General features: G+C 66.0%; 17 protein-coding genes. 5 read left to right on the forward strand and 12 right to left on the reverse strand.

What is annotated here, in order from left to right:
• Positions 1 to 13 precede the first annotated feature (13 nt).
• Complete coding sequence (locus BRAO375_RS25780; protein WP_009030381.1) at positions 14 to 1,900, forward strand: TRAP transporter large permease; 1,887 nt, start codon at positions 14 to 16, stop codon at positions 1,898 to 1,900.
• 28 nt (positions 1,901 to 1,928) lie between these two features.
• The gene (locus BRAO375_RS25785) at positions 1,929 to 3,572 is read left to right on the forward strand and encodes an acyl-CoA synthetase (protein WP_009030382.1); all 1,644 of its coding nucleotides are present in this window, start codon (positions 1,929 to 1,931) and stop codon (positions 3,570 to 3,572) included.
• A gap of 204 nt (positions 3,573 to 3,776) precedes the next feature.
• Here the strand turns inward: BRAO375_RS25785 and BRAO375_RS25790 are convergent, their stop codons facing one another.
• The 7 genes from BRAO375_RS25790 to BRAO375_RS25820 all read right to left on the reverse strand — a co-directional run bounded on the left by BRAO375_RS25790 (position 3,777) and on the right by BRAO375_RS25820 (position 11,376).
• Positions 3,777 to 4,406 carry an antibiotic biosynthesis monooxygenase family protein gene (locus BRAO375_RS25790; protein WP_009030383.1) on the reverse strand — a complete coding sequence of 210 codons (630 nt, stop codon included), beginning with the start codon at positions 4,404 to 4,406 and terminating at the stop codon, positions 3,777 to 3,779.
• A 159-nt stretch (positions 4,407 to 4,565) separates the two neighbouring features.
• Positions 4,566 to 5,366, reverse strand: a complete 801-nt coding sequence (locus BRAO375_RS25795; RefSeq protein WP_009030384.1) for an MBL fold metallo-hydrolase — start codon at positions 5,364 to 5,366, stop codon at positions 4,566 to 4,568.
• A complete protein-coding gene (locus BRAO375_RS25800) occupies positions 5,363 to 6,154 on the reverse strand; it encodes a TatD family hydrolase (RefSeq protein WP_009030385.1) in 792 nt (263 codons plus the stop codon). The genes BRAO375_RS25795 and BRAO375_RS25800 overlap by 4 nt, the downstream gene beginning before the upstream one ends.
• A complete protein-coding gene (metG, locus tag BRAO375_RS25805; protein ID WP_009030386.1) occupies positions 6,154 to 8,325 on the reverse strand; it encodes a methionine--tRNA ligase in 2,172 nt (723 codons plus the stop codon). Before metG ends, BRAO375_RS25800 begins: the two co-directional genes overlap by 1 nt.
• Positions 8,326 to 8,394: 69 nt before the next feature.
• Positions 8,395 to 9,435: a DNA polymerase III subunit delta' gene (locus tag BRAO375_RS25810; RefSeq protein ID WP_009030387.1), complete on the reverse strand. Its 1,041-nt coding sequence runs from the start codon at positions 9,433 to 9,435 to the stop codon at positions 8,395 to 8,397.
• On the reverse strand, positions 9,432 to 10,112 hold the full coding sequence (gene tmk / locus BRAO375_RS25815; protein ID WP_009030388.1) for a dTMP kinase: 681 nt from the start codon (positions 10,110 to 10,112) through the stop codon (positions 9,432 to 9,434). Before tmk ends, BRAO375_RS25810 begins: the two co-directional genes overlap by 4 nt.
• A gap of 4 nt (positions 10,113 to 10,116) precedes the next feature.
• Positions 10,117 to 11,376: a D-alanyl-D-alanine carboxypeptidase family protein gene (locus BRAO375_RS25820; RefSeq protein WP_035642197.1), complete on the reverse strand. Its 1,260-nt coding sequence runs from the start codon at positions 11,374 to 11,376 to the stop codon at positions 10,117 to 10,119.
• A gap of 163 nt (positions 11,377 to 11,539) precedes the next feature.
• On the opposite strand from BRAO375_RS25820, the gene BRAO375_RS25825 reads away from it, so the two are divergent.
• Positions 11,540 to 12,493, forward strand: a complete 954-nt coding sequence (locus BRAO375_RS25825) for an alpha/beta fold hydrolase (protein WP_035642208.1) — start codon at positions 11,540 to 11,542, stop codon at positions 12,491 to 12,493.
• On the opposite strand, the gene BRAO375_RS25830 is transcribed toward BRAO375_RS25825, so the two are convergent.
• The 4 genes from BRAO375_RS25830 to BRAO375_RS25845 all read right to left on the reverse strand — a co-directional run bounded on the left by BRAO375_RS25830 (position 12,490) and on the right by BRAO375_RS25845 (position 14,786).
• Positions 12,490 to 13,005 carry a GNAT family N-acetyltransferase gene (locus BRAO375_RS25830; RefSeq protein WP_009030391.1) on the reverse strand — a complete coding sequence of 172 codons (516 nt, stop codon included), beginning with the start codon at positions 13,003 to 13,005 and terminating at the stop codon, positions 12,490 to 12,492. The two genes, BRAO375_RS25825 and BRAO375_RS25830, sit on opposite strands and share 4 nt — an antisense overlap.
• Positions 13,006 to 13,022: 17 nt before the next feature.
• Positions 13,023 to 13,571 carry a phage tail protein gene (locus tag BRAO375_RS25835; RefSeq protein WP_009030392.1) on the reverse strand — a complete coding sequence of 183 codons (549 nt, stop codon included), beginning with the start codon at positions 13,569 to 13,571 and terminating at the stop codon, positions 13,023 to 13,025.
• Between the two features lie 49 nt (positions 13,572 to 13,620).
• Positions 13,621 to 14,148: a phage tail protein gene (locus tag BRAO375_RS25840; protein WP_009030393.1), complete on the reverse strand. Its 528-nt coding sequence runs from the start codon at positions 14,146 to 14,148 to the stop codon at positions 13,621 to 13,623.
• Positions 14,149 to 14,243: 95 nt separating this feature from the next.
• A complete protein-coding gene (locus tag BRAO375_RS25845) occupies positions 14,244 to 14,786 on the reverse strand; it encodes a phage tail protein (protein ID WP_009030394.1) in 543 nt (180 codons plus the stop codon).
• Between the two features lie 223 nt (positions 14,787 to 15,009).
• Here BRAO375_RS25845 and BRAO375_RS37640 point away from each other — a divergent pair, with 223 nt between their 5' ends.
• Together BRAO375_RS37640 and BRAO375_RS25850 are read left to right on the forward strand one after the other, a co-directional pair.
• A complete protein-coding gene (locus BRAO375_RS37640) occupies positions 15,010 to 15,267 on the forward strand; it encodes a hypothetical protein (RefSeq protein ID WP_139031468.1) in 258 nt (85 codons plus the stop codon).
• 19 nt (positions 15,268 to 15,286) lie between these two features.
• Positions 15,287 to 19,408 (forward strand): putative Ig domain-containing protein, encoded by a 4,122-nt coding sequence (locus BRAO375_RS25850; RefSeq protein WP_244423296.1) that lies wholly within the window; start codon positions 15,287 to 15,289, stop codon positions 19,406 to 19,408.
• 117 nt (positions 19,409 to 19,525) lie between these two features.
• Here the strand turns inward: BRAO375_RS25850 and BRAO375_RS25855 are convergent, their stop codons facing one another.
• A complete protein-coding gene (locus tag BRAO375_RS25855) occupies positions 19,526 to 20,446 on the reverse strand; it encodes a septal ring lytic transglycosylase RlpA family protein (protein WP_083842537.1) in 921 nt (306 codons plus the stop codon).
• Between the last annotated feature and the right edge of the window lie 726 nt (positions 20,447 to 21,172).

Consider the following 21,172-nt stretch of genomic DNA (forward strand, 5'->3'; position numbering starts at 1 on the left):
TTCGGGTGACGTCATGGCGCATGCCGAGTTCACGGAAATCGCCATCAGCGAGGTGGTCATCGAGACCCCTCGCCGCTGGTCCTGGCTGGACCGCCTGGAGGCCCTGCTCGGCCTCCTGGTCGAGATCCCGGCCGCGCTGCTCGTCGTGGCCGAGATCGTCATCCTGTTCGCGGGCGTGGTCGCGCGCTATGGCCTGCACCGGCCGCTGATCTGGTCGGACGAGCTGGCCTCGATCCTGTTCCTGTGGCTCGCGATGCTCGGCGCCGCGGTGGCGTTCCGCCGCGGCGAGCACATGCGCATGACGGCGATGGTGGCGCGCGCGAGCCCCGGCTTGCGCGCTTATCTCGATGTCATTGCGACCGCTGCGGCGTTGGCGTTCCTGGTGATGATCGCCTGGCCGTCCTGGGAATACGCCTACGAGGAAAGCTACATCACGACGCCGGCACTGCAGATCTCCAACATCTGCCGTGCCGCGGCGCTGCCGGTCGGCATCGGACTGATGGCGTTGTTCGCGCTGATCCGCCTGGCGCGCGCCGCCAACGTCAGGACCATGCTGCTGGCCGTCGTCACCGTCGCGGTGATCCTGGCGCTGTTCTGGCTGGCGCAGCCGGTGCTGAAGCCGCTCGGCAACCTCAACCTCGTGATCTTCTTCGTCGGCGTGGTCGGCTTCTGCGTTTTCGCGGGCGTGCCGATCGCCTTCGCCTTCGGGCTCGCGATCTTCGGCTATCTGGCGCTGACCACGCGCACGCCGCTGATGGTGCTGGTCGGGCGCATGGACGAGGGCATGAGCCACCTCATCCTGCTCTCGGTACCGCTGTTCGTCTTCCTCGGCCTGCTGATCGAGATGACCGGCATGGCGCGCGCGATGGTCGCCTTCCTCGCAAGCCTGCTCGGCCATGTCCGCGGCGGCCTGCATTACGTGCTGGTCGGCGCGATGTATCTCGTCTCCGGCATCTCCGGCGCCAAGGCCGCCGACATGGCCGCGGTCGCGCCGGTGCTGTTTCCGGAGATGAAGGCACGCGGCGCCAAGCCTGGCGATCTCGTCGCCCTGCTCGCCGCCACCGGCGCGCAGACTGAAACGATTCCGCCGAGCCTGGTGCTGATCACGATCGGCTCGGTCACCGGCGTCTCGATCGCCGCGCTGTTCACCGGCGGCCTGCTGCCGGGCGTCGTGCTCGCGGCCACGCTGTGCACGCTGGTGTGGTGGCGCTACCGCAACGAGGACATGAGCGGCGTGCGCCGCGCGACGGCTGCCGAGATCGGCAAGGCGTTCGTGGTGTCGGTCCCTGCCCTGGCCCTGCCCTTCGTGATCCGCGCCGCCGTGGTCGAGGGCATCGCGACGGCGACGGAAGTCTCGACCATCGGCATCGTCTATGGCGTGCTCGCGGGCCTGCTGGTCTATCGCCGCTTCGACTGGCGCCGGCTGATGCCGATGCTGATCGAGACCGCGGCACTGTCCGGCGCGATCCTGCTGATCATCGGCACCGCCACCGGCATGGCCTGGGGCCTGACCCAGTCCGGCTTCTCGCGCTCGCTGGCGGCCGCCATGACCGGGCTGCCGGGCGGCCCTGCGACCTTCATCGCGGTCTCGATCGTGGCCTTCACGATCCTCGGCAGCGTGCTCGAGGGCATTCCCGCAATCGTGCTGTTCGGGCCGCTGCTGTTTCCGATCGCGCGCGCCGTCGGGGTGCACGAGGTGCATTATGCCATGGTGATCATCCTGGCGATGGGAATCGGCCTGTTCGCGCCGCCATTCGGGGTCGGATATTACGCCGCCTGCGCCATCGGCCGGGTCGATCCCGCCGAGGGCATCCGTCCGATCTGGGGCTACCTGCTGGCGCTTCTCATCGGCCTGATCATCGTTGCGATTTTTCCGTGGATTTCGATCGGGTTCCTGTAAACTCTTCAGACAACCAGGGAGGGTGGCGATGAGCACGAACCAATATCTGATCGGCCTGGACAAGACGCCGGCGAACTATGTGCCCCTGACCCCGCTCAGCTTCCTGGCGCGCAGCGCGGCCGTCTACCCGGACCATGTCAGCACGGTCTATGAGGGCCGCAGCTTCACCTGGCGCCAGACCTATGAGCGCTGCCGGCGCTTCGCGTCGTATCTGGTCGGCCGGGGCATCGGCACGGGCGACACCGTGGCGGCGATGCTGCCGAACATCCCGGCGATGAACGAGGCGCATTTCGCCGTGCCGATGACCGGCGCCGTGCTCAACACGCTCAACATCCGGCTCGATGCGCCGTCGATTGCCTTTCAGCTCGACCACGGACAGGCCAAGATCATCCTGGTCGATCCGGAATTTTCCGGCGTGATCAGCGAGGCGTTGAAGCTGATGAGCGGCGCGAAGCCGTTCGTGATCGACGTCGACGATGCGTCCTACACGGGCGGCAGCCGTATCGGCGAGATCGAATACGAGGCCGCCGTCGCGGCCGGTGATCCGTCGTTCGAACCGCGCCGTCCCACGGATGAGTGGGATGCGATCGCGATGAGCTACACGTCGGGCACGACCGGCAACCCGAAGGGTGTGGTCACGCATCACCGCGGCGCGTATCTCAACGCTGTCAGCAACATCCTCGCCGGCGGGCTCGGCCAGCATCCGGTCTATCTCTGGACCCTGCCGATGTTCCACTGCAACGGCTGGTGCTTCCCCTGGACCATGGCGGCGGCGGCCGGCGTCAATGTCTGCCTGCGCAAGGTCGAGCCGACCAGGATCTTCGAGCTGATCAAGGCCCACGGCGTCACCCATATGTGCGGCGCGCCGATCGTCTACAACGTGCTGATCAACGCGCCGGATGCGCCCAAGGGTAAGCGCGAGAAGCCTGTCGTGGGCCTGATTGCCGGCGCCGCGCCGCCGGTGGCGGTGCTCGAAGGCGCCGAGAGCATCGGCATCAAGCTGACGCATGTCTACGGTCTCACCGAGGTCTATGGCCCCGCCTCCGTCTGCGCCGAACAGCCCGGCTGGGACGATTTGCCGGCGCCGGAGCGGGCGCGGCTGAAGCGCCGCCAGGGCGTGCCCTATCCTCTCCAGGAAGCCGTCACCGTGCTCGATCCGGAGACGATGCAGGAGGTGCCGCGCGACGGCGAGACCATCGGCGAGGTCATGTTCCGCGGCAACATCGTCATGAAGGGCTACCTCAAGAACGAGAAAGCCACGCAGGAAGCCTTCGCCGGCGGCTGGTTTCACACCGGCGATCTCGGCGTGCTCGACGAGCACGGCTACGTCATCATCAAGGACCGCTCCAAGGACATCATCATCTCCGGCGGCGAGAACATCTCCTCCGTCGAGGTCGAGGACATCCTCTACAAGCACCCCGCCGTGCTGTTCGCCGCCGTCGTCGCCAAGCCCGACCCGAAATGGGGCGAGGTCCCCTGCGCCTTCGTCGAGCTGAAGGACGGCGCCCAGGCGACGGAAGCCGAGATCATCGCCTATTGCCGCAGCCATATGTCCGGCTTCAAGACACCCAAGGTCGTGGTGTTCGGGCCGATCCCGAAGACGTCTACGGGGAAGATCCAGAAGTTCCTGCTGCGGAACGAGGTGAATTCGGCCAAGGCGATTTCGGCGTAGCCACATGAGTAGGGCGGGTTAGCCGCAGGCGTAACCCGCCGCCTTCGTTGTCTGCGCCATGGCGGATTACGCTCCGCTAATCCGCCCTACGCACTTCGCGTCGGAGCCTGGATACCAGCCCAGTCGTCATTGCGAGCGCAGCGAAGCAATCCAGAGTCCTTGCTGAGCTCCTGGATTGCTTCGCTGCGCTCGCAATGACGGCAACTAACTCTCTCTGCTCTTCTCCGGATAGTATTGCGGCGCTTCGCGGCGGTCGTACATGCCGTAGTCTCTGCTGACTTCAACGATGCGAATGTTGTCGGCGCCGGGTTCGGCAAGCAGCTGCGTGCTCAGCGCGATGCCGGTGGCTTCGTCCGGCAGCTCGATCAGATGCGCGAAGCGGCCTTCGCGATAGACGCTGGAAAAGCTCTCAACGGTGCGACCCGTCACGGCCTTCAGCTGCGGCTCGGCGGTCTCCAGCACCAACACGTAAGTCGGAGCGCGCCGCTTCGGATCGTTGTACGTCCCGCGCCGCTCCGGCTGCCAGGCCGGCTGCCCCGGCCTCACCTCGTGGATTAGCTCGGCGACGCGCAGGCGATAGTCTGAGAACACCTTGTCGCGGCCGAGCGTCTGGATGTCGTGGTGATGGGCGTGGACGCGCCAGGCGGTGATGGCGCCCTCGTCCTGCCAGATCTGATAGGACAGGATCAGATTATCGCGCGACAGGCTCTTGAAGCGATCGAGGAACAGGCAGCCGCCGAGCGCGTCGAGCTCGGGCCGCAGGGAGGCTGCGAGCTGCAGGTACTGGTCGAGATGGCCGGGCTTGATCTCGACTTCGAAGAACAGCGACAGCATGTAGCGCCTCCATGTTCCTGGTATTGGCCGAGCTTGAAACCTCGGGGCTTGCCAAAACCGTCATTGCGAGCGAAGCGAAGCAATCCAGAGTCCCGCAACGGCTCTGGATGCTTCGTCGCCTTCGGCTCCTCGCAATGACGGCTGGGAGGCCGAGGAGGCCTACGCCGTCAGCTCCAGCCGCATGCCGTCATACGCGGGCACCACGCCGGCCGGCAGGCTCTGGCGCAGCACTTCGTAGTCCAGATCGGCTGTCATGTTGGTGATGACGGCGCGCTTCGGCTTGAAGCGTTCGATCCAGGCGAGCGCGTCGTTGACGGAGAAATGGCTCGGATGAGAGGCGGGGCGCAGGCCGTCGACGATCCAAAGGTCGAGATCCTCCAGCGCGCCCCAGCTCTCCTCGGGAATGTCGTTGAGGTCGGGCGTGTAGGCCGCGTCACCGATGCGGTAGCCGAGCGCGGGAATGTTGCCATGCTGGACCATGAAGGCCGTCAGCCTCAGCTCACCGCCCTTCCCCTCCACCGCCTGGGTCTCGCCGGCCTCGATCGAGTGCTGCGTCAGGATCGGCGGATAGTCGCTGCCCGGTGGCGAGATGAAGCAATACGAGAACCGGTGCATGATGTCCTTGGCGGTGGACTGGTTCAGATAGACCGGGATGCGGCGGCGCTGGTGCAGCACCACCGAGCGCAGATCGTCGATGCCGTGGGTCTGGTCGGCATGCTCATGCGTCAGGAACACCGCGTCGATGTGATCGACGTGCGTGTCGATCAGCTGCTCGCGCAGGTCCGGCGAGGTGTCGATCACCACGCGCGTCACGCCATGCGCGCCGCGGCGTTCGGCCAGCAGCGAGCAGCGGCGGCGGCGGTTCTTCGGGTTGTTGGGGTCGCAGGCGCCCCACCCCAGCGCCGGGCGCGGCACGCCGGCCGAGGAGCCGCAGCCGAGAATGGTGAGCGTCAGGGTCATGCCGGCACCTCGGGCCGCGGCACCTTGGAGAACAGCTTGAAGAAGGTCTCTGTCGTCTGCCGCGAGAACTCCTCGAACGAGACACCGCGGGTCTCGGCGAGCACCTTCGCGGTCTCCACCACATAGGCCGGCTCGTTGCGCTTGCCGCGGAACTTGCCCGGCGCCAGATAAGGCGCGTCGGTCTCGACCATGATGCGGTCGGCCGGCACCTCGGCGGCGAGCGCGCGCAGGCTCTCCGACTTCTTGAACGTCACGATGCCCGTGAACGAGATGTGCAGTCCGAGATCGATCGCCTTCATCGCCAGCTCCCGTCCGCCGGTGTAGCAATGCAGCACGGCCTTGAAAGGTCCGCGCGCTATCTCCTCGTCGAGGATGCGGCTGCACTGCTCGTCGGCTTCGCGGGTGTGGATCACCAGCGGCAGGCCGGTTTCGCGGGCGGCCGCGATGTGCGCCCGGAACCCGCGCTCCTGGGCGTCCTTGGAGCCGTGGTCGTAGAAATTGTCGAGCCCGGCCTCGCCGAGCGCGACCACCTTCGGGTGGCGGGTGAGCGCGATCAGCTCCTCGGCCGCGATGCCATCCTCCTCATCCGCATTGTGCGGATGCGTGCCGACCGAGCAGAACACGTTGTCGAACCGCTCGGCGATCGCGAGCAGCTCGGGCAGCCTGCGCACCCGCGTCGAGATCGTCACCAGGCGGCCGACGCCGGCGGCGGCGGCGCGCGTGACGATGCCATCCAGATCTTCAGCAAAATCCGGAAAATCCAGATGGCAATGACTGTCGACCAGCATCATGCCGCCGTCGGCTCGATGTAGCGCGGGAACACCGCCTGCGGCGCCGGAAGCTGCGTGCCGGCCGCGATGCGTATCTCGCCGCCGAGCCGCGCGAAGCTGCGCTCGTCCTCGGGGATCCCCAAGCTGTCGAGCAGCTTCGCGGAGGCCGCCGGCATGACCGGCTGGGTCAGGATCGCGACCTGCCGGATCACCTCGGCGGTGACGTAGAGCACGGTGTGCTGGCGCTTCGGATCGGTCTTGGCCAGCGCCCACGGCGCTTCGCCCGCGAAATAACGGTTGGCCTCGGCCACGACCGACCAGACGGCGTTGAGCCATTGGTGGATCTGCTGCGTCGCCATGGCTTTCCGTGCCGCGCCGATCATCGCATCGGCTTCGGCCAGGATCGCTTTATCGTTGGCCGAGAACTCGCCCGGCTCCGGCAGCACGCCGCCGAGCTGCTTTGCGATCATCGACAGCGAGCGCTGCGCGAGATTGCCGAGGTCGTTGGCGAGGTCGGCGTTGATGCGCGCGACGATCGCCTCGTGATTGTAGTTGCCGTCCTGGCCGAACGGCACCTCGCGCAGGAAGAAGTAGCGCAGCTGGTCGACGCCATACTGGTCGGCGAGGTTGAACGGATCGACGACGTTGCCGACCGACTTCGACATCTTCTCGCCTCTGTTGAACAGGAAGCCGTGCGCATAGACCCGCTTCGGCACGGGCACGCCGGCCGACATCAGGAACGCCGGCCAGTACACCGCGTGAAAGCGGATGATGTCCTTACCGATGACGTGGACGTCCGCCGGCCAGTACTTCCAGTTCGGATCGCGCTCGTCGGGGAAGCCGACACCGGTGATGTAGTTGGTCAGGGCGTCGACCCAGACATACATCACATGCTCCTCGTCATGCGGCACGCGAATGCCCCAGTCGAAGGTGGTGCGCGAGATCGACAGATCCTTCAGCCCGCCCTTGACGAAGCTGATGATCTCGTTGCGCCGAGCATCCGGCCCGATGAAGTCCGGCTGGCTCTCATACAGCGCCAGCAGCTTGTCCTGATAGGCCGACAGGCGGAAGAAGTAGCTCTTCTCCTCCACCCAGTCGACCGGCGTGCCCTGCGGCCCGCGCCGGATATTGTCCTCGCCGACGACCGTCTCGTCCTCGGCGTAATAGGCCTCGTCGCGTACCGAGTACCAGCCGGCATAGGTGTCGGCGTAGATGTCGTCATTAGCGAGCATGCGCGTCCATACCGCCTGCACCGAGGCGTGGTGCGCCGGCTCGGTGGTGCGAATGAAGCGATCGAACGAGATGTTCAGCCGTTCGTCCATCTCGCGGAAACGGGCCGCATTGCGGGTCGCGAGTTCCGACGGCGTCAGCCCCTCGTTCTGCGCGGTCTGCACCATCTTCAGGCCGTGCTCGTCGGTGCCGGTGAGGAAGAACACGTCCTTGCCGTCGAGCCGCGCGAAGCGCGCGATGGCGTCGGTCGCGATCGCCTCGTAGGCGTGGCCGATATGCGGGTTGCCGTTGGGATAGGCGATCGCGGTCGTGACGTAAAAGGTGTTGCCGTCGGCAGGCGCGGCGGCGACGGGCGCTGCTGCCTCCTCGATGTCGATCACGTCGGCTTCTGACACCCCGACTTCTGTCACTTCGACCTCGGCGACCTCGATCTCGACAATCTCGGCCTCGGGAATTGCGGCCGCCTCGACCTTCGGCTTGCGAACCGCCCTGGGCCTCGCGGCACGCGGCGGCTTCGCCGATTCCACAACAGCAGGCGCGGTGGACTTTTTCGGCGCAGCCGGCGGCTTCGCGGCTGCGGGTTTCTTCGCCACGGCGGGCTTGCCAGACACTTTCTTGGCCGGCGGCGCCGCGGGCTTTGCTGCCACCTTCTTGGCCGGCGCCTTCGCGGCTTTCTTCGGAGCGCTCTTGTTCTGAGCACTCTTGTTCTGAGCGTTCTTGGACGCCTTGGACTTAGGTGCCTTGCTCTTGGCCTTCGCGGCCTTCGCAGCAGAGGCCTCGGCAGCCTTCGCCTTGCTCGCCCTTGCCTTCTTCGTGGCGTCGTCCTTGGCTGCCTTCGCTTCCGCGCCGGCCTTGGCCTTCGCGGGCGACTTCGCAGTCTTCTTGGCGGCAGCCTTCGTCGCGGCGCCCTTGGTCGCCGGCTTGCCCTTCTTCACGGTTGTCTTGCTGGCCTTGGCCACGGCAAATTCCTCTTTGACGTCGTCGGTCGACGGATTGATCCTGATGATCCCGGGATGAGGGTCGGCGCGTTACCGCGTGGCTTCGGCGAGCATCCCGAACACCGAGAAAACCAGCGGTTTTCGCTCCAGATTATAGGATTCGGTGTCGCGCGCGGCGCGGACGATCTTTTCCCATACCTCCGCCAGCCGTGCAAGGCGCGGCAGTTCCGCGTTGGGATCTTGCGCCCGCAGCCGCTCCGCCACCCAGCGCTCGATGCTGTCGAGGAAGCTCGCCAGAGCGACGCGGTCGCTGGTGCCGAGCGCGTCGCCCAGCGCATGCAGTTCGCCGGCGTCGATTCGCGGCAGGCTCGCGAGCAGCGCGGCGGTTCGGGTCTGCAGCTGCAGCCCGTCGCCGCCCATCAGCATCAGGGTCCTGGAGACGCTGCCCTCGGAGGCCTTGGCCGCCTCGCGCAGCGCCGGTTCGCCGCCGTCCATGCCGGTGGCTTCCGCAGCCGCGCTGATGACGTCGTCGGTCGACAGCGCCCGCAGCGCCAGCCGTCGGCAGCGCGATTTGATCGTCGCGAGCACCCGGGCCGGGGCGTGGCTGACGAGCAGGAACAGCGATTGCTGCGGTGGCTCCTCGAGGATCTTAAGCAGCGCGTTCGCCGCGTTCGGATTGAGCTCGTCGACGGTGTCGACGATGCAGACGCGCCAGCCGTCGACAGCTGCGGTCGAGCCGAAGAACGAGATCGTCTCGCGGGTCTCGTCAACCGTGATGACGGTGCGCAGCACGCCCTTATCATTGGCGGAGCGCTCCAAGGTCAGCAGCCCGCCATGCGCTTCCGAGGCGATCAGCCGCGCGACATGGTCGTCGTCAGCGACGTGGAGCGACTCGGCTGCGCGGACCTCGGGCGCCAGGGGATCGCGATGCGTCAGCACGAACCGCGCCATGCGATAGGCCAGCGTCGCCTTGCCGATGCCCTGCGGGCCGCCGATCAACCAGGCATGCGCCATCCGTCCGCTGCGATAGGCGGCCAGCAAAGCGGCCTCCGCCTCGCGGTGGCCGAACAGCGCCGTGGTCTCGCGTGGATGGCGGACCGTGATCTCGGGCTCGACCTTGCGCGCGCTCATGACGCCGCCGCCACCGCCGTGAACAGGCGCTCGCGCACGGCGTCCCAGACGATATGCGATACCGTCTCGGCATTCGCGGTGGCATCGATCAGCACGCAGCGCCTTGGATCGTCCGCGGCGATCTTGTGAAAGGCGTCGCGCAGCCCCTTGTGGAACTTGACGTCCTCGCCTTCGAACCGGTCCGGCGTGCCGCTGCCGCGTCGCGCCGACGCGCGCTGCAGGCCGACCTCGACAGGCACGTCGAGGATGAGCGTCAGGTCCGGCTTGAGGTCGCCGATCGTCACCCGCTGCATCGCATTGAGCACGTCGAGCGCGACCTTGCCCTGGCTGCCCTGATAGGCCCGGGTCGAATCGAAGAAGCGGTCGCACAGCACCCAGCTGCCCTGGTTGAGCGCCGGGAGAATCACGTTGCGCACATGGTCGTCGCGCGCGGCGGCGAACAGCAGCGTCTCCGCCTCCGCGCCGAGCAGCTTGCCCATGCCGGACAGCACGAGGTGGCGCATGATCTCGGCGCCCGGCGAGCCGCCGGGCTCGCGGGTCAGCACCACGCGCACACCCTCTTTCTCCAGACGGTCCGCCAACATCTTGATCTGCGTGGATTTTCCGGCGCCCTCGCCGCCCTCGAAGGTGACGAACCGGCCGCGGCCAGGACCACGTTTCAAAGCTGCATCCGCCATGTTTCTAGAGCTTCTCGGCCCCGGCGCGGAACATTCCGATCACGAGCTCGCTTGCCCCATCGATCGCGCGCCGCATCGTGGACCCCCTGCCCACCGCCTCCGCAGCATAGACGGGGGCCTCCATGGCGATATTGGGGCCGCGCCACACCCTGACAACCCCGACCTTCTGCCCTGACTCGACCGGCGCCTTCACCGGGCCGCTATAGATGATCCGCGCGAGCAGCTTCTCGCCGCCGTTCTTCTGCACCATCACCTTGACCGGCACCGGGCTCGACAGCTTCACCGAGCGGCTCTCGCCGCCGAACACCTTGGCATAGCCGAGCGTCTGGTCGGCGGCGAACAGGGTGCGGGTCTCGAAATTGCGGAACCCCCATTCCAGCATCTTCTTGGCCTCGGTGGCGCGATCCTCGGGATCCTCGAGGCCATTGACCACGACGATCAGCCGCGTGCCATTCTGCACGGCCGAGCCGACCATGCCGTAGCCGCCCTCCTTGGTGTAGCCGGTCTTCAGCCCGTCGGCGCCTTCCATCGCGTTCAGCAGCGGATTGCGGTTCTGCTGGCGGATCTTGTTCCAGGTGAATTCCTTCTCGCCGAACAGCTTATAGAACTCGGGGAAGTCCAGGATGATGTGGCGGGCGAGCATCGACAGCTCCCGCACCGTCATCTTGTTGCCGGGGTCGGGCAGCCCGTTGGAGTTTGCAAAGGTCGATTTGGTGAGGCCGATCTCGCGGGCCCGCTTGGTCATGTAGTCAGCGGCAAAGATCTTCTCGTTGCCGGCCATGCCCTCGGCGAGCGCGATGCAGGCATCGTTGCCGCTCTGGATGATCGCGCCGTGCAGGAGGTCGCTGACCGAAACCTTGCTGTTGAGCGCGGCGAACATTGTCGAGGTGCCCGACGGCGCCCCGCCCTTGCGCCAGGCGTTCTCGCTGATCCGGTATTCGTCGTTGAGCTTGATCGTGCCGTCCTTGACGGCGTTGAAGACCACCTCGGCGGTCATCAGCTTCATCATGCTGGAGGGGGCGCGCAGCTCGTCGGCGTTCTTTTCGAACAGCACGCTGCCGCTGTTGGCCTCGACGAGGATCGCGGTCGGCGCATCACCGTCGAAGCCGCCATCGTCCTTCTTCGCGCCCTGGACGCTCTGGTTGGCGGCATACAGCACACCGCTCCAGCCGACGGCGACGACAGCCGCCGCGACGATCAGCGCACGTGTCACCCGCCCGGACGTCAAGCCGGGGGAGCGGAACGGAAAAAGCATGAGATTCATCGGCTAAGCTCTGGAGCGCGCTCGGAAACTAGCATCTGGGCGGTGCCCAAACAACTCGGCAATCCCGCGGATGCGGCGACTTTCCCGCGATTTGCACCGCTCAGCGCCCGGTGCGATACGATGGCGGCTGCCAGACAAAATCAAGAAGTCGAGGGTGGAAGCGGTGTCAGCGACGCGGATCGTCAAGGCCAATGGAATTGAGCTATTCGTGCGCGAACAGGGCGAGGGGCCACTCGTGCTGCTGTGTCACGGCTGGCCCGAGCTGTCCTATTCGTGGCGGCACCAGATCCCGGCCCTCGCCGCGGCAGGCTATCGCGTCGTCGCGCCGGACATGCGCGGCTTCGGCCGCTCGCAGGCGCCTGCCGACATCGCCGCCTACTCGATCTTCGACAACGTCGGCGACATGGTGGCGCTGGTCACGGCGCTCGGCGCGGGCAATGCCGTCATCATCGGCCACGACTGGGGCGCGCCGGTGGCATGGCACGCCGCGATGTTTCGCCCCGACCTGTTCACCGCCGTGGCCGGCCTGAGCGTGCCGCCGCCGTTGCGCGGCCGCGGCAGGCCGCTCGAGACCCTCCGCGCCGGCGGCATCGCGAACTTCTACTGGCAATACTTTCAGACGCCGGGCGTCGCCGAAGCCGAGCTCGAGCGGGATGTCGCGCTGACGATGCGCACGATGCTCGCCCGCGGCTTCTCCGATCCGCAGTCGCTGTTCGTCACGCCAGACAACGGCTTCCTCGGCGCGGTGAATGCCGACCTGCCGCTGCCGGCATGGCTGAGCGAGGCCGACCTCGCCGAGTTCGTCGCGGCCTACCGCGCCTCCGGCTTCCGCGGCGGCCTCAACTGGTACCGCAACATCGATCGCAACTGGGAGCTTACCGCGCCGTGGCAGGATGCGCAGATCCGGCAGCCGTCGCTGTTCATTGCCGGCAGCGGCGATGCCGTGATCAAGGGGATCATCGGCGCCAAGCGTGTGAAGGACATGGAGCGCGTGCTGCCCGACCTCCGGCGCAAGCTGATCATCGACGGCGCCGGTCACTGGATCCAGCAGGAATGCGCTGATGACGTGAATGCGGCGCTGATCGCGTTTCTGCGCGAGGTCGCGCCGACGGGCTAGGGCGCGAGCACAAGCTCCATCCAGCGATGCGAGGCCGTGGCCGCATCCGCGATGTCGCAGAAGCCGAGCCGGGCATAGAACCGCATCGCGTCCTCATTGCTCGTCGCGACCGCGAGCGAGAGGACCTCGGCGCCCTGCTCCCGTGCCGCGGCGGCGACCGCCTGCATGATCTCGCGCCCGACGCCCCCGTTGCGCGCGCCTGGCAGCAGCGCGAGATCGATGACGTGCCATCGCGTGATAGCGCGATCGAGCAGCAATCGTCCGACCGGCGAACCGTCGCGCAGGATGATCAGCGACTGCGCCGCCGGGCACTGCGCCGCATAGCCCGCGACTTGCGCGCGATACTGCTGCGCCACGACGAGGTCGAGCACCGCCGACGGAAAGCCGCTCGCGGCGAGTTGCGCGCCTTTGACGGAGCCAAACAGGTCGCACAGAAATGGTTCGTCGGCCGTGTCGGCGAGCCGCAGCCGCAAACGAACGTCCCGCGAGACGATCTCGGCGTCGATCGTCACTCCCAAGCCTGCTCGGCTCAGGAGTTGTTGAACGACGGGAAAACGCCTGCGTAGCAAATGCACCAGATCAGGGCCTGGGTCGGCTGCATGTTGTCGTGCGGAATGCTCTGCCCGTTGGGCGTGACCTCGTTCACCGCCAGCGTCGTATTGCCCGGCGGCGGCAGGAAGCCGTTGAAGCTGGGATCGATCGCCACAATGCCCACGCCCGTGCCCGGCCCCGGCGTGGCATTCGCGGCCGTTTTGCTGCCGAGCTGCAGCGTGTGGGCATGCGCGGGCATCTCGGCCGTGGTCAGAAAGGCGGTGCTGGTCCCGATCGTCTCACCGATGACGCGCGGCTGCAGACCTGGTCCGTCGCCCTGCCCGTTCGTGATTGCGCCGCTCAGATTCGGCAGGGCGAAATTGGTGGTGCCGTTGCCGCCGTAATAGGTGCCGATCAGCGCGAACAACGGCGAATATCGCTGGATCGGAAGCAATTGACCGAAGCACGGCAGCCAGGCGTTGTTGAAGCCGTCGGCTGCGAAGGTGAACGGAAAAGCCTGGATTTCGCCAACGAAGGGATCTGACACGAGGTCTCTCCTGAAGAATGCGCAATGGAGCCGATCGAACGCGAAGGCGTCAGCCCGGCGAAGGAAAGACGCCGTTGATGCAGATGCAGTAATTGCCGACGACGGTCGGCATGATGTTGTTGTGAGCTACGCTCTGCCCCGCCGGCCCGACGCAGGCCGCCATCACTTCGTAAGTCCCGGCGTCAGCACTGGGCGCGTAGAGATTGCCCGTTGTCGCGGTCCCCAGCAGGGTATTGGTCCCCGGCGTTGCCGTGTCCGCGACCGTGGTCGACGCCAGCAAAGCGTGGCTGTGCGTGGGCATCTCGGTCGTGATCAAGGTGTGCTCGTCCTCACCAGCCAGCTCCCCCAGCACATAGGACGCGCCGCCGGGCGGCGTGCCCTGCCCGATCGGAACGCGGCCGCGCAGATCCGGCAGATTGAAGGTCTGGACACCGTCGCCGCCAAAGGTGGTCCCGATCACTGCGTAAAGCGCATCGTAATTGGCGATGGACAACGAACTGCCGTCGCAGGCCAGCCAGCCATCCGGCACGCGCGGAAAGCCAAACAGCCTGATCTCGCCGAGAAACGGGTCTGACATCCCGACATCCTTTCAGGTGCGGTGGGCTCCGCGAAGCGGGCGCAATGCGGAGGAGTCCAACGATAGTGAGAAAACGAGAGCGTCGAGCAGCAATCTCAGTTGCGCGAGGGGTAAACCCCGTTCATCGCGATCAGATAATTGATCACGAGATAAGGCTGCATGTTGTTGTGGGGCTGCCCGCCGCCGGTGTCGACGATGTTGGTGCTGAGCGACAGCGGCACCTGATTCGTCCCGGCGGTCGTGAAGATCAGCGTGGGATTGTCCGGCGGGATCTTGTTGGTCGCGAACACGTTGTTGGTCGCCGACGCACCACGGCCCGCGCCGTCATTGCTGGACGCCTGGATTGAATGATTATGGGTCGGCATCTGCGCCGTCGTGAGCGTGACCGCGGTCTCGCCGCTGATCATACCAACGGGAAACTGACCACTGCTGCCGGTTGAGCCGAGGATAGCCCGCCCGCGGAGATCCGGAAGTGCGAATGTCGTGACACCATTGCCGCCGTAATAGGTGCCGAGCAGGGAAAACAATGCCTGGTTCGTCTGGATCGCCAACAGAGCACCGTTACAGAACGCCCACCCTCTCGGCGGCTGGCTTCCAGCAAATGGCATGATTTGCCCGAGCACAGGCGTAAGCGGCATGCATTCCTCCAAATGATTTTTTGCAATTTCAGCGCGGATAACTTCGCAGAGACAACAAAACACGTCGCGACGAACGCGAACAACCAAGCCGCTCGATATTCGTCATGCGCAATTCGAAAGTGTCATGCATCCTACGGGAACAGTCAAGCGTGAACCCGCACAGGATGTAGCGACATCTTTCAAGGCTTTGCCCAACGCGCGAAATGGTCGCGGTGTTGCGGCCATGCAACTGACCTGGAGAAAGGACGCGCGACGGAGCGGTTCCACGCATCGTCAGCTTGCGGCCCAGGAGAGACAAAGCTTAATCAACGGTAAGTATTCGGTAATCTTTATTGCAGTCGCAAGACATTTGGGGTCGTGGTCCGATGTCGGCCGCGATCTCGGGGAAGCGCAGGGGCAAGGTGCAGCTTTTCTCGATCATGATTGGCGCGTGGAAGACGTCGTTCCAGCAGTTTCTGATTCGCTGGTCGTCGGCCGTTAGCAACGCGAGAACGTTGGCGGTGACGACCTTTGTCGTTCTCGCGGCCATGGGCGCGTCGATCTCATCGGCGCAGGCGGCCTGCGATCAAACCACCAGCTCGACCGGCGGTGCCACGATCACTTTCACGTCGACGGCCCAAACCTATACCCTCTGTCTGAACGTCCCCGGATCCAACACGGGAAACGATGCGGTCATCTACGGTCTGTACGGCGTGGCCGGCACGGATGCGTCGACCCTCTTCCCGATCGGCGGCAGCAGCACGATCGCCTTCAGCAACTATAGTCCGACGACCTCCAAGGCCGGCTACACGCTGGTTCCGAGCAGCTCGAACGGGACCCAGAACGCAAATACCGGCAACGCGCAGATCGCCATTACGCTGAACAGTCTGACGGGCAGTGGTCAGGATACGATCACGCTCTACTATGCGTCCAACTGTAGCGACGCAAATGTGTCATGCTCGTCCACCCCGGCGCCGGCCACCACGCCATGGGTCATCACCGTCAACCTGCCCGGCCCGACCGCGACGCAGGCCATTGCGTCGAAGGGGTTGACCGTCAACACCGCGACGACCTCGTTCACGCCGGTCACCGGATCCGGCGGCACCGCGCCGCTCAGCTATGGCATTTCGCCGACGCTGCCCGCAGGCCTCAGCTTCAACACGGGAACCGGCGCCATCACCGGCACGCCCACCGTGACCAGCGGCGCGACCACTTACACGGTCACGGTGACCGACGCCAACAGCGCCACCGCCAGCAACACCTTCAGCCTGACGGTCAACGGCGCGGTCACGGCCACCCAGATCGTCGCTTCGAAGACGCTGACGCAGAATCAGCCATCGACCAACTTCACGCCGGTCACCGGTGGCGGCGGCACGCCGTCCTATACCTACAGCGTCTCGCCGTCCCTGCCCTCGGGCCTCACTCTCAATACTTCGACCGGCGCGATCACCGGCACGCCGACGGCTGCGAGCGGCGCCGCGACGTACACCGTCACCGTGACCGATGCGAACAGCGCGACCGCCTCGAACACGTTCAGCCTGACCGTCAATTCGGCCGTGACCGCGACACAGTCGGTCGCATCGAAGGTCCTGACGCAGAACGCGGCCGCGACGTCGTTTACCCCGGTCACCGGCAGCGGCGGGACGCCGTTGCTGAGTTACAGCATCGCGCCTTCGCTGCCAGCCGGCCTGACGCTCAACACCGGCACCGGCGCAATCACGGGAACGCCGACAGCGAGCATCGGCGCGACCACCTACACTGTCACGGTGACCGATTTCAACACGGCCACTGCCAGCAATACCTTCAGCCTCACGGTGAACACCGCGGTCACGGCGACCCAGTCGGTGAGCGCGGCCACCGTCACCGTGAACACGGCCATCACCCCGTTCACCCCGATCGCAGGCGGTGGCGGCACAACGCCGCGCTCCTTTGCGATCGCGCCGACCCTGCCTGCTGGCCTCAGCTTCAACACCAGCACCGGCCAGGTCAGCGGCACGCCGACCGCCGTCAGCAGCACGACGACCTATACGGTGACGGTGACGGATGCCAACAACGGCACGGCAAGCAACACCTTTCAGCTTACGGTCAACGGCCCGCTGAGCGCCACGCAGGCGATCGCCTCCAAGGCGGTCACACAGAATGCGGCCGTCACATCGTTTACTCCCGTCACCGCAGCGGGCGGCACGCCGTCCTACACCTACAGCGTCTCACCGTCGCTGCCGACCGGCCTCACGCTCAATACGAGCTCCGGCGCGATCACGGGCACGCCGACGGTGACAAGCGGCGCGACCACCTACACGGTGACGATCACCGACGCCAACAGCGCGACCGCGAGCAACACCTTCAGCCTGACCGTGAACGGTGCGGTGACGGCCACGCAGTCCATCGCGTCGAAGGTCGTGACGGCCAATCAGGCCGTCACCGCCTTCACGCCGGTCACCGGCGGTGGCGGCACGACGCCGTACACCTACAGCGTATCGCCTTCGCTGCCGACGGGTCTGACGATCAACGCCGCGAATGGCAGCATCAGCGGCACGCCGACGACTGCGAGCGGCGCCGCCACCTACACGGTCACCGTGACCGATGCCGCCAACGGGACCGCCACCAACACCTTCAGCCTGACGGTCAGCGGCGCGGTTGCAGCGACCACGGCCGTGCCGTCCACCACTCTGCCGTACAATCAACCGGTCACGCCGTTCACGCCGGTCACCGGCTCGGGCGGCACGGGGACACTGACCTATGCGGTGTCTCCCACTTTGCCGACCGGTCTCAGCTTCAATACGTCGAGCGGCCAGGTCACCGGCACGCCGACCGCGCCGACCGCGGCGACGACCTTCACGGTCACCGTGACCGACACCAATAGCGCGACCGCGAGCTCTACCTTCAGCCTGACCGTCAATGGTCCGGTCGTGGCGACGACGGCCGTGCCCTCCACCGCGCTCCCGATCAACCAGGCGGTGACGCCGTTCGCGCCGGTCACCGGCTCCGGCGGCACCGGCGCGCTGACCTACGCGGTGGCTCCCGCCCTGCCGACTGGCCTCAGCTTCAATACGTCGAACGGCCAGATCAGCGGCACACCGACCGCCACGACGGCCGCGGCGACCTATACGGTGACGGTGACCGACAGCGTCAGCGCGACCGCCACCGCCACATTCAGCCTTTCTGTCGGACAGCTCGCCACCACGGTGACGCTGACCTCGTCACAGAACCCGAGTCAGTTCGGCCAGGCGGTGACCTTCACCGCGACCGTGGCGCCGCAAGGCGGCGGCGGCACGCCGGCCGGCACGGTGACCTTCAACGACAATGGCTCGCCGATCGGCACGGCAACGCTGGCCGGCGGCGTGGCGACTCTCGCCACGTCCACGCTCGCGGTCGGCAGCCACACCATTACCGCGACCTATGGCGGCAGCGCGCTGTTCACCGCAAGCACCTCGCCGGGTCTTGCCCAGACCGTCAACGTGCCGGTCGACAGCGTGCGGCTGCGCTCGCTGCAGCAGACCGTCAGCAAGATGGTGGCGCAGAATTCGGGACAGGCGATCTCGGGCGCCATCGATGATGCCATTGCCGACGGTTTCAGCGACAGCGGTGGGGCATTCCTGACACCGGGTGGCACGCGCATGCGCTTCAACTTCTCGGCCGATCCGCGCGATCAGGACGAGCGGCCTCCGGCCGCAGACAGCGCCCCGGGCACCAATGCCGCTGCCTCGCTGCTGCCGGGGCGGGAGCCGCCGCGCGGTCGGGGTCGCGGGCGGGTCGACGATGCCTTTGCCGCGATCGACCGCGGCGACAAGAAGCAGGCCTCGCCGAAATGGCATGAGCAGAAGGAGTGGCTGCTGTGGGCCGACGTGCGCGGCACCGGCGTCGATCGCTTCGGCACGACCAACAGCTTCGGCGTCACCCAGTCCAGCCAGGCCTCGCTCTACGGCCAGCAGCTCAACGCCATGATGGGGCTGACCTATCGCGCCGCGCCGAGCGTCCTGGTCGGCGTGCTCGGCGGCTACGAGACGTTCAGCTATACGCAGCAGGACATCAATGGAAAGCTGAAGGGCGATGGCTGGACAACTGGCGCCTATCTCGGCTGGAAGATCGTGCCGACGCTGCGTTTCGATGCCGCGGTCGCCTATTCAGGCATCGGCTATAATGGCAGCGCAGGAACGGCGCAGGGCAACTTCACCGGCCAGCGCTGGATGCTCTCCTCGGGTCTGACCGGCAACTACAAATGGTCCGGCTTTGTGCTCGAGCCCTCCGCCAAGGTGTACGCACTGTGGGAGCACCAGAACGCCTACACCGACTCGCTCGGCACACGTCAGGGCTCCTATGACTTCGCCAGCGGCCGCGCCTCCAGCGGTCTGCGCGCGGCCTACCCGGTCGCGTGGCTCGACAGCGGCCTCATGCTGACGCCCTTCCTCGGCATGTATGGCGACTATTATTTCAATAAGGAGGACGCCAACGCCATCGTCGCCGGCGCACTGGCCTCGACGCCGCTGCTGCAGGGCTGGTCGGCCCGCTTCACCGGCGGCCTCGGTATCGAGACGGCCGGCGGCGCCGGCGTCGGTCTCGACGCCGAATATGGCGGCATCGGCGGCAACACCCGCGTGTGGACCTTCTCGGCCAAGGCGCGGGTGCCGTTCAGCGCGCGATAGAGTTCGTCCGAATCAAAACCGCCCCGAAGAGGGCGGTTGGGCTGCGTACCGAAGGCGTGGCTTTGGCGAGGCCAACCTTGACGCGATGTCAATCTCGGGCGGTTCGCCTCGGGGCGGTCAGTAAAGCCCGCGGCCGCTCATGATGTCGCGCGCTTCGTCGGCGCCGTCATTGCCAGCAGCCTGTCCTTGCGAAACATAACGGCCGTCCTGGTTATATGAGACCGCCCGCGGATTCTCGAGGCTGCGTCCCCGCGTCCGGCTCGATGCCGACAATTCCGAGGCGGCGCCAATCGAGGCCATGGCGGCCGAGGTGTCGCCGAGCGTATAGGGCCGTCCCTCCGGCAAAGGGATCTCGCCGCGAATCGGACGGCTGGCGCCCATCTCGGGCACGAACGGCTTGGCTGAGGCCACGCGCACCAGGGACGGCGCCGGTGCCGGGATGCCGGTGCGCAACGTCGCCATCAGCTGGGTGTCGTCGGAGCCTTCGAGCGGCGCCCGGCCGACATATTCGACCCGCACCTTGGCGATGCCGTTGCCCTTGAACTCGAGCAGGTCGGCCGCCTTGTTGGAGACGTCGATCAGCCGGTTGCCATGGTACGGGCCGCGATCATTGATCCGCACGATCAGCGATTTGCCGTTGGCGAGATTGGTGACGCGGGCATAGCTCGGGAGCGGAAGCGTCGGATGCGCCGCCGTCAGCGAGGTCATGTCGAACACCTCGCCATTGGCGGTGAGACGGCCGTGAAAATCATCGCCGTACCAGGACGCCATGCCCTCGGCGCGGTAGTTGACGTCCTCCTCCGGCACGTAGGTCTTGCCGGCGACGGTATAGGGCTTGCCGATTCGGTAAACGCCGCCGCCCTTCGGCACCGGCTCGCCAAAGCCGACCACGCGCGGGCTCGATGACACGCCGTATTTCGGATCGACCTTGCTGGCGAACTTGTTCGACGAGGCGCAGTTCGCGACCATCAGGCAGGCAAGGACAGCGACGGCACTGCGCGCCGCTCGGCCTGCCGGATCTGTGTGACCAATCCCCATCGACCCCAAATACCGCTTCGCCGGTCGCCGTCCGAGCCCATCCCAAAGGCCCGCACGTCCCGGCTTCTCCCCGAGTCGCGTCCCCCGCAACTCAATTGCTCAAAGATAACGCAACCCGAACACGGCGGAAATGGGGTGACCCCCGCCGTGGTTAACCGGAGCTTTCCAGCGCTCTGGGCGCCTATCACGGCAGTTGTCCTCGACGTGCGCCAACTGCCCTTGCGTGCACTCATCTGCGTCGCGCTGTTGCGAGTGCACCTTTTTGGACACATATGTTGCGTGAAAAGCTCACTTAGGGGCGTTCTGATTTACCGGCCCCTGAATCATTTTGACTGTGCAGGGCTGCACGTCGTTTCCTTCACACGGGGCGCAACAAGGGTGTGTTCACGATGATCGAAGCAATGACAGCGGTGATGGGTCTGGTTGGCGCCGGCATCTTCCTCGCTCATGCATTTGAAGGCGTCCGTTCGCGGGCCTGATGCGGAATGGTCGGACAGCCGGCGTCACGGCCGGCTTTCGTCCGCTCATCTCCTCTCTCGACGACGACGACACTTCAGGACTGGCCTGAAGCCAAGATTTCCACGATCCGCGTTTCAGTATCGATTTTTTGAGCCTTGATTGAGTCGGACCGGCATTTCAGCCGCCTCCGGTAGGCCGTCCATCCATCCAATGTCACGACAATCCGCGTGAACCGATCGCCCTGAAGCGATCGGCTCAGAGCCTATG

The organism is Bradyrhizobium sp. ORS 375 (genome assembly GCF_000239775.1).
Taxonomy (GTDB): Bacteria; Pseudomonadota; Alphaproteobacteria; order Rhizobiales; family Xanthobacteraceae; genus Bradyrhizobium.

Excerpts from the sequence above, each read along its gene's own strand:
- BRAO375_RS25810 (WP_009030387.1), bottom strand. The coding sequence starts at position 9,435 with ATGAGCGCGCGCAAGGTCGAGCCCGAGATCACGGTCCGCCATCCACGC.
- tmk (WP_009030388.1), bottom strand. The coding sequence starts at position 10,112 with ATGGCGGATGCAGCTTTGAAACGTGGTCCTGGCCGCGGCCGGTTCGTC.
- BRAO375_RS25780 (WP_009030381.1), top strand. The coding sequence starts at position 14 with ATGGCGCATGCCGAGTTCACGGAAATCGCCATCAGCGAGGTGGTCATC.
- BRAO375_RS37640 (WP_139031468.1), top strand. The coding sequence starts at position 15,010 with ATGCAACTGACCTGGAGAAAGGACGCGCGACGGAGCGGTTCCACGCAT.
- BRAO375_RS25800 (WP_009030385.1), bottom strand. The coding sequence starts at position 6,154 with ATGCTGGTCGACAGTCATTGCCATCTGGATTTTCCGGATTTTGCTGAA.
- BRAO375_RS25820 (WP_035642197.1), bottom strand. The coding sequence starts at position 11,376 with ATGAATCTCATGCTTTTTCCGTTCCGCTCCCCCGGCTTGACGTCCGGG.
- BRAO375_RS25790 (WP_009030383.1), bottom strand. The coding sequence starts at position 4,406 with ATGCTGTCGCTGTTCTTCGAAGTCGAGATCAAGCCCGGCCATCTCGAC.
- BRAO375_RS25785 (WP_009030382.1), top strand. The coding sequence starts at position 1,929 with ATGAGCACGAACCAATATCTGATCGGCCTGGACAAGACGCCGGCGAAC.
- BRAO375_RS25795 (WP_009030384.1), bottom strand. The coding sequence starts at position 5,366 with ATGACCCTGACGCTCACCATTCTCGGCTGCGGCTCCTCGGCCGGCGTG.
- BRAO375_RS25855 (WP_083842537.1), bottom strand. The coding sequence starts at position 20,446 with ATGGGGATTGGTCACACAGATCCGGCAGGCCGAGCGGCGCGCAGTGCC.
- BRAO375_RS25845 (WP_009030394.1), bottom strand. The coding sequence starts at position 14,786 with ATGCCGCTTACGCCTGTGCTCGGGCAAATCATGCCATTTGCTGGAAGC.
- BRAO375_RS25840 (WP_009030393.1), bottom strand. The coding sequence starts at position 14,148 with ATGTCAGACCCGTTTCTCGGCGAGATCAGGCTGTTTGGCTTTCCGCGC.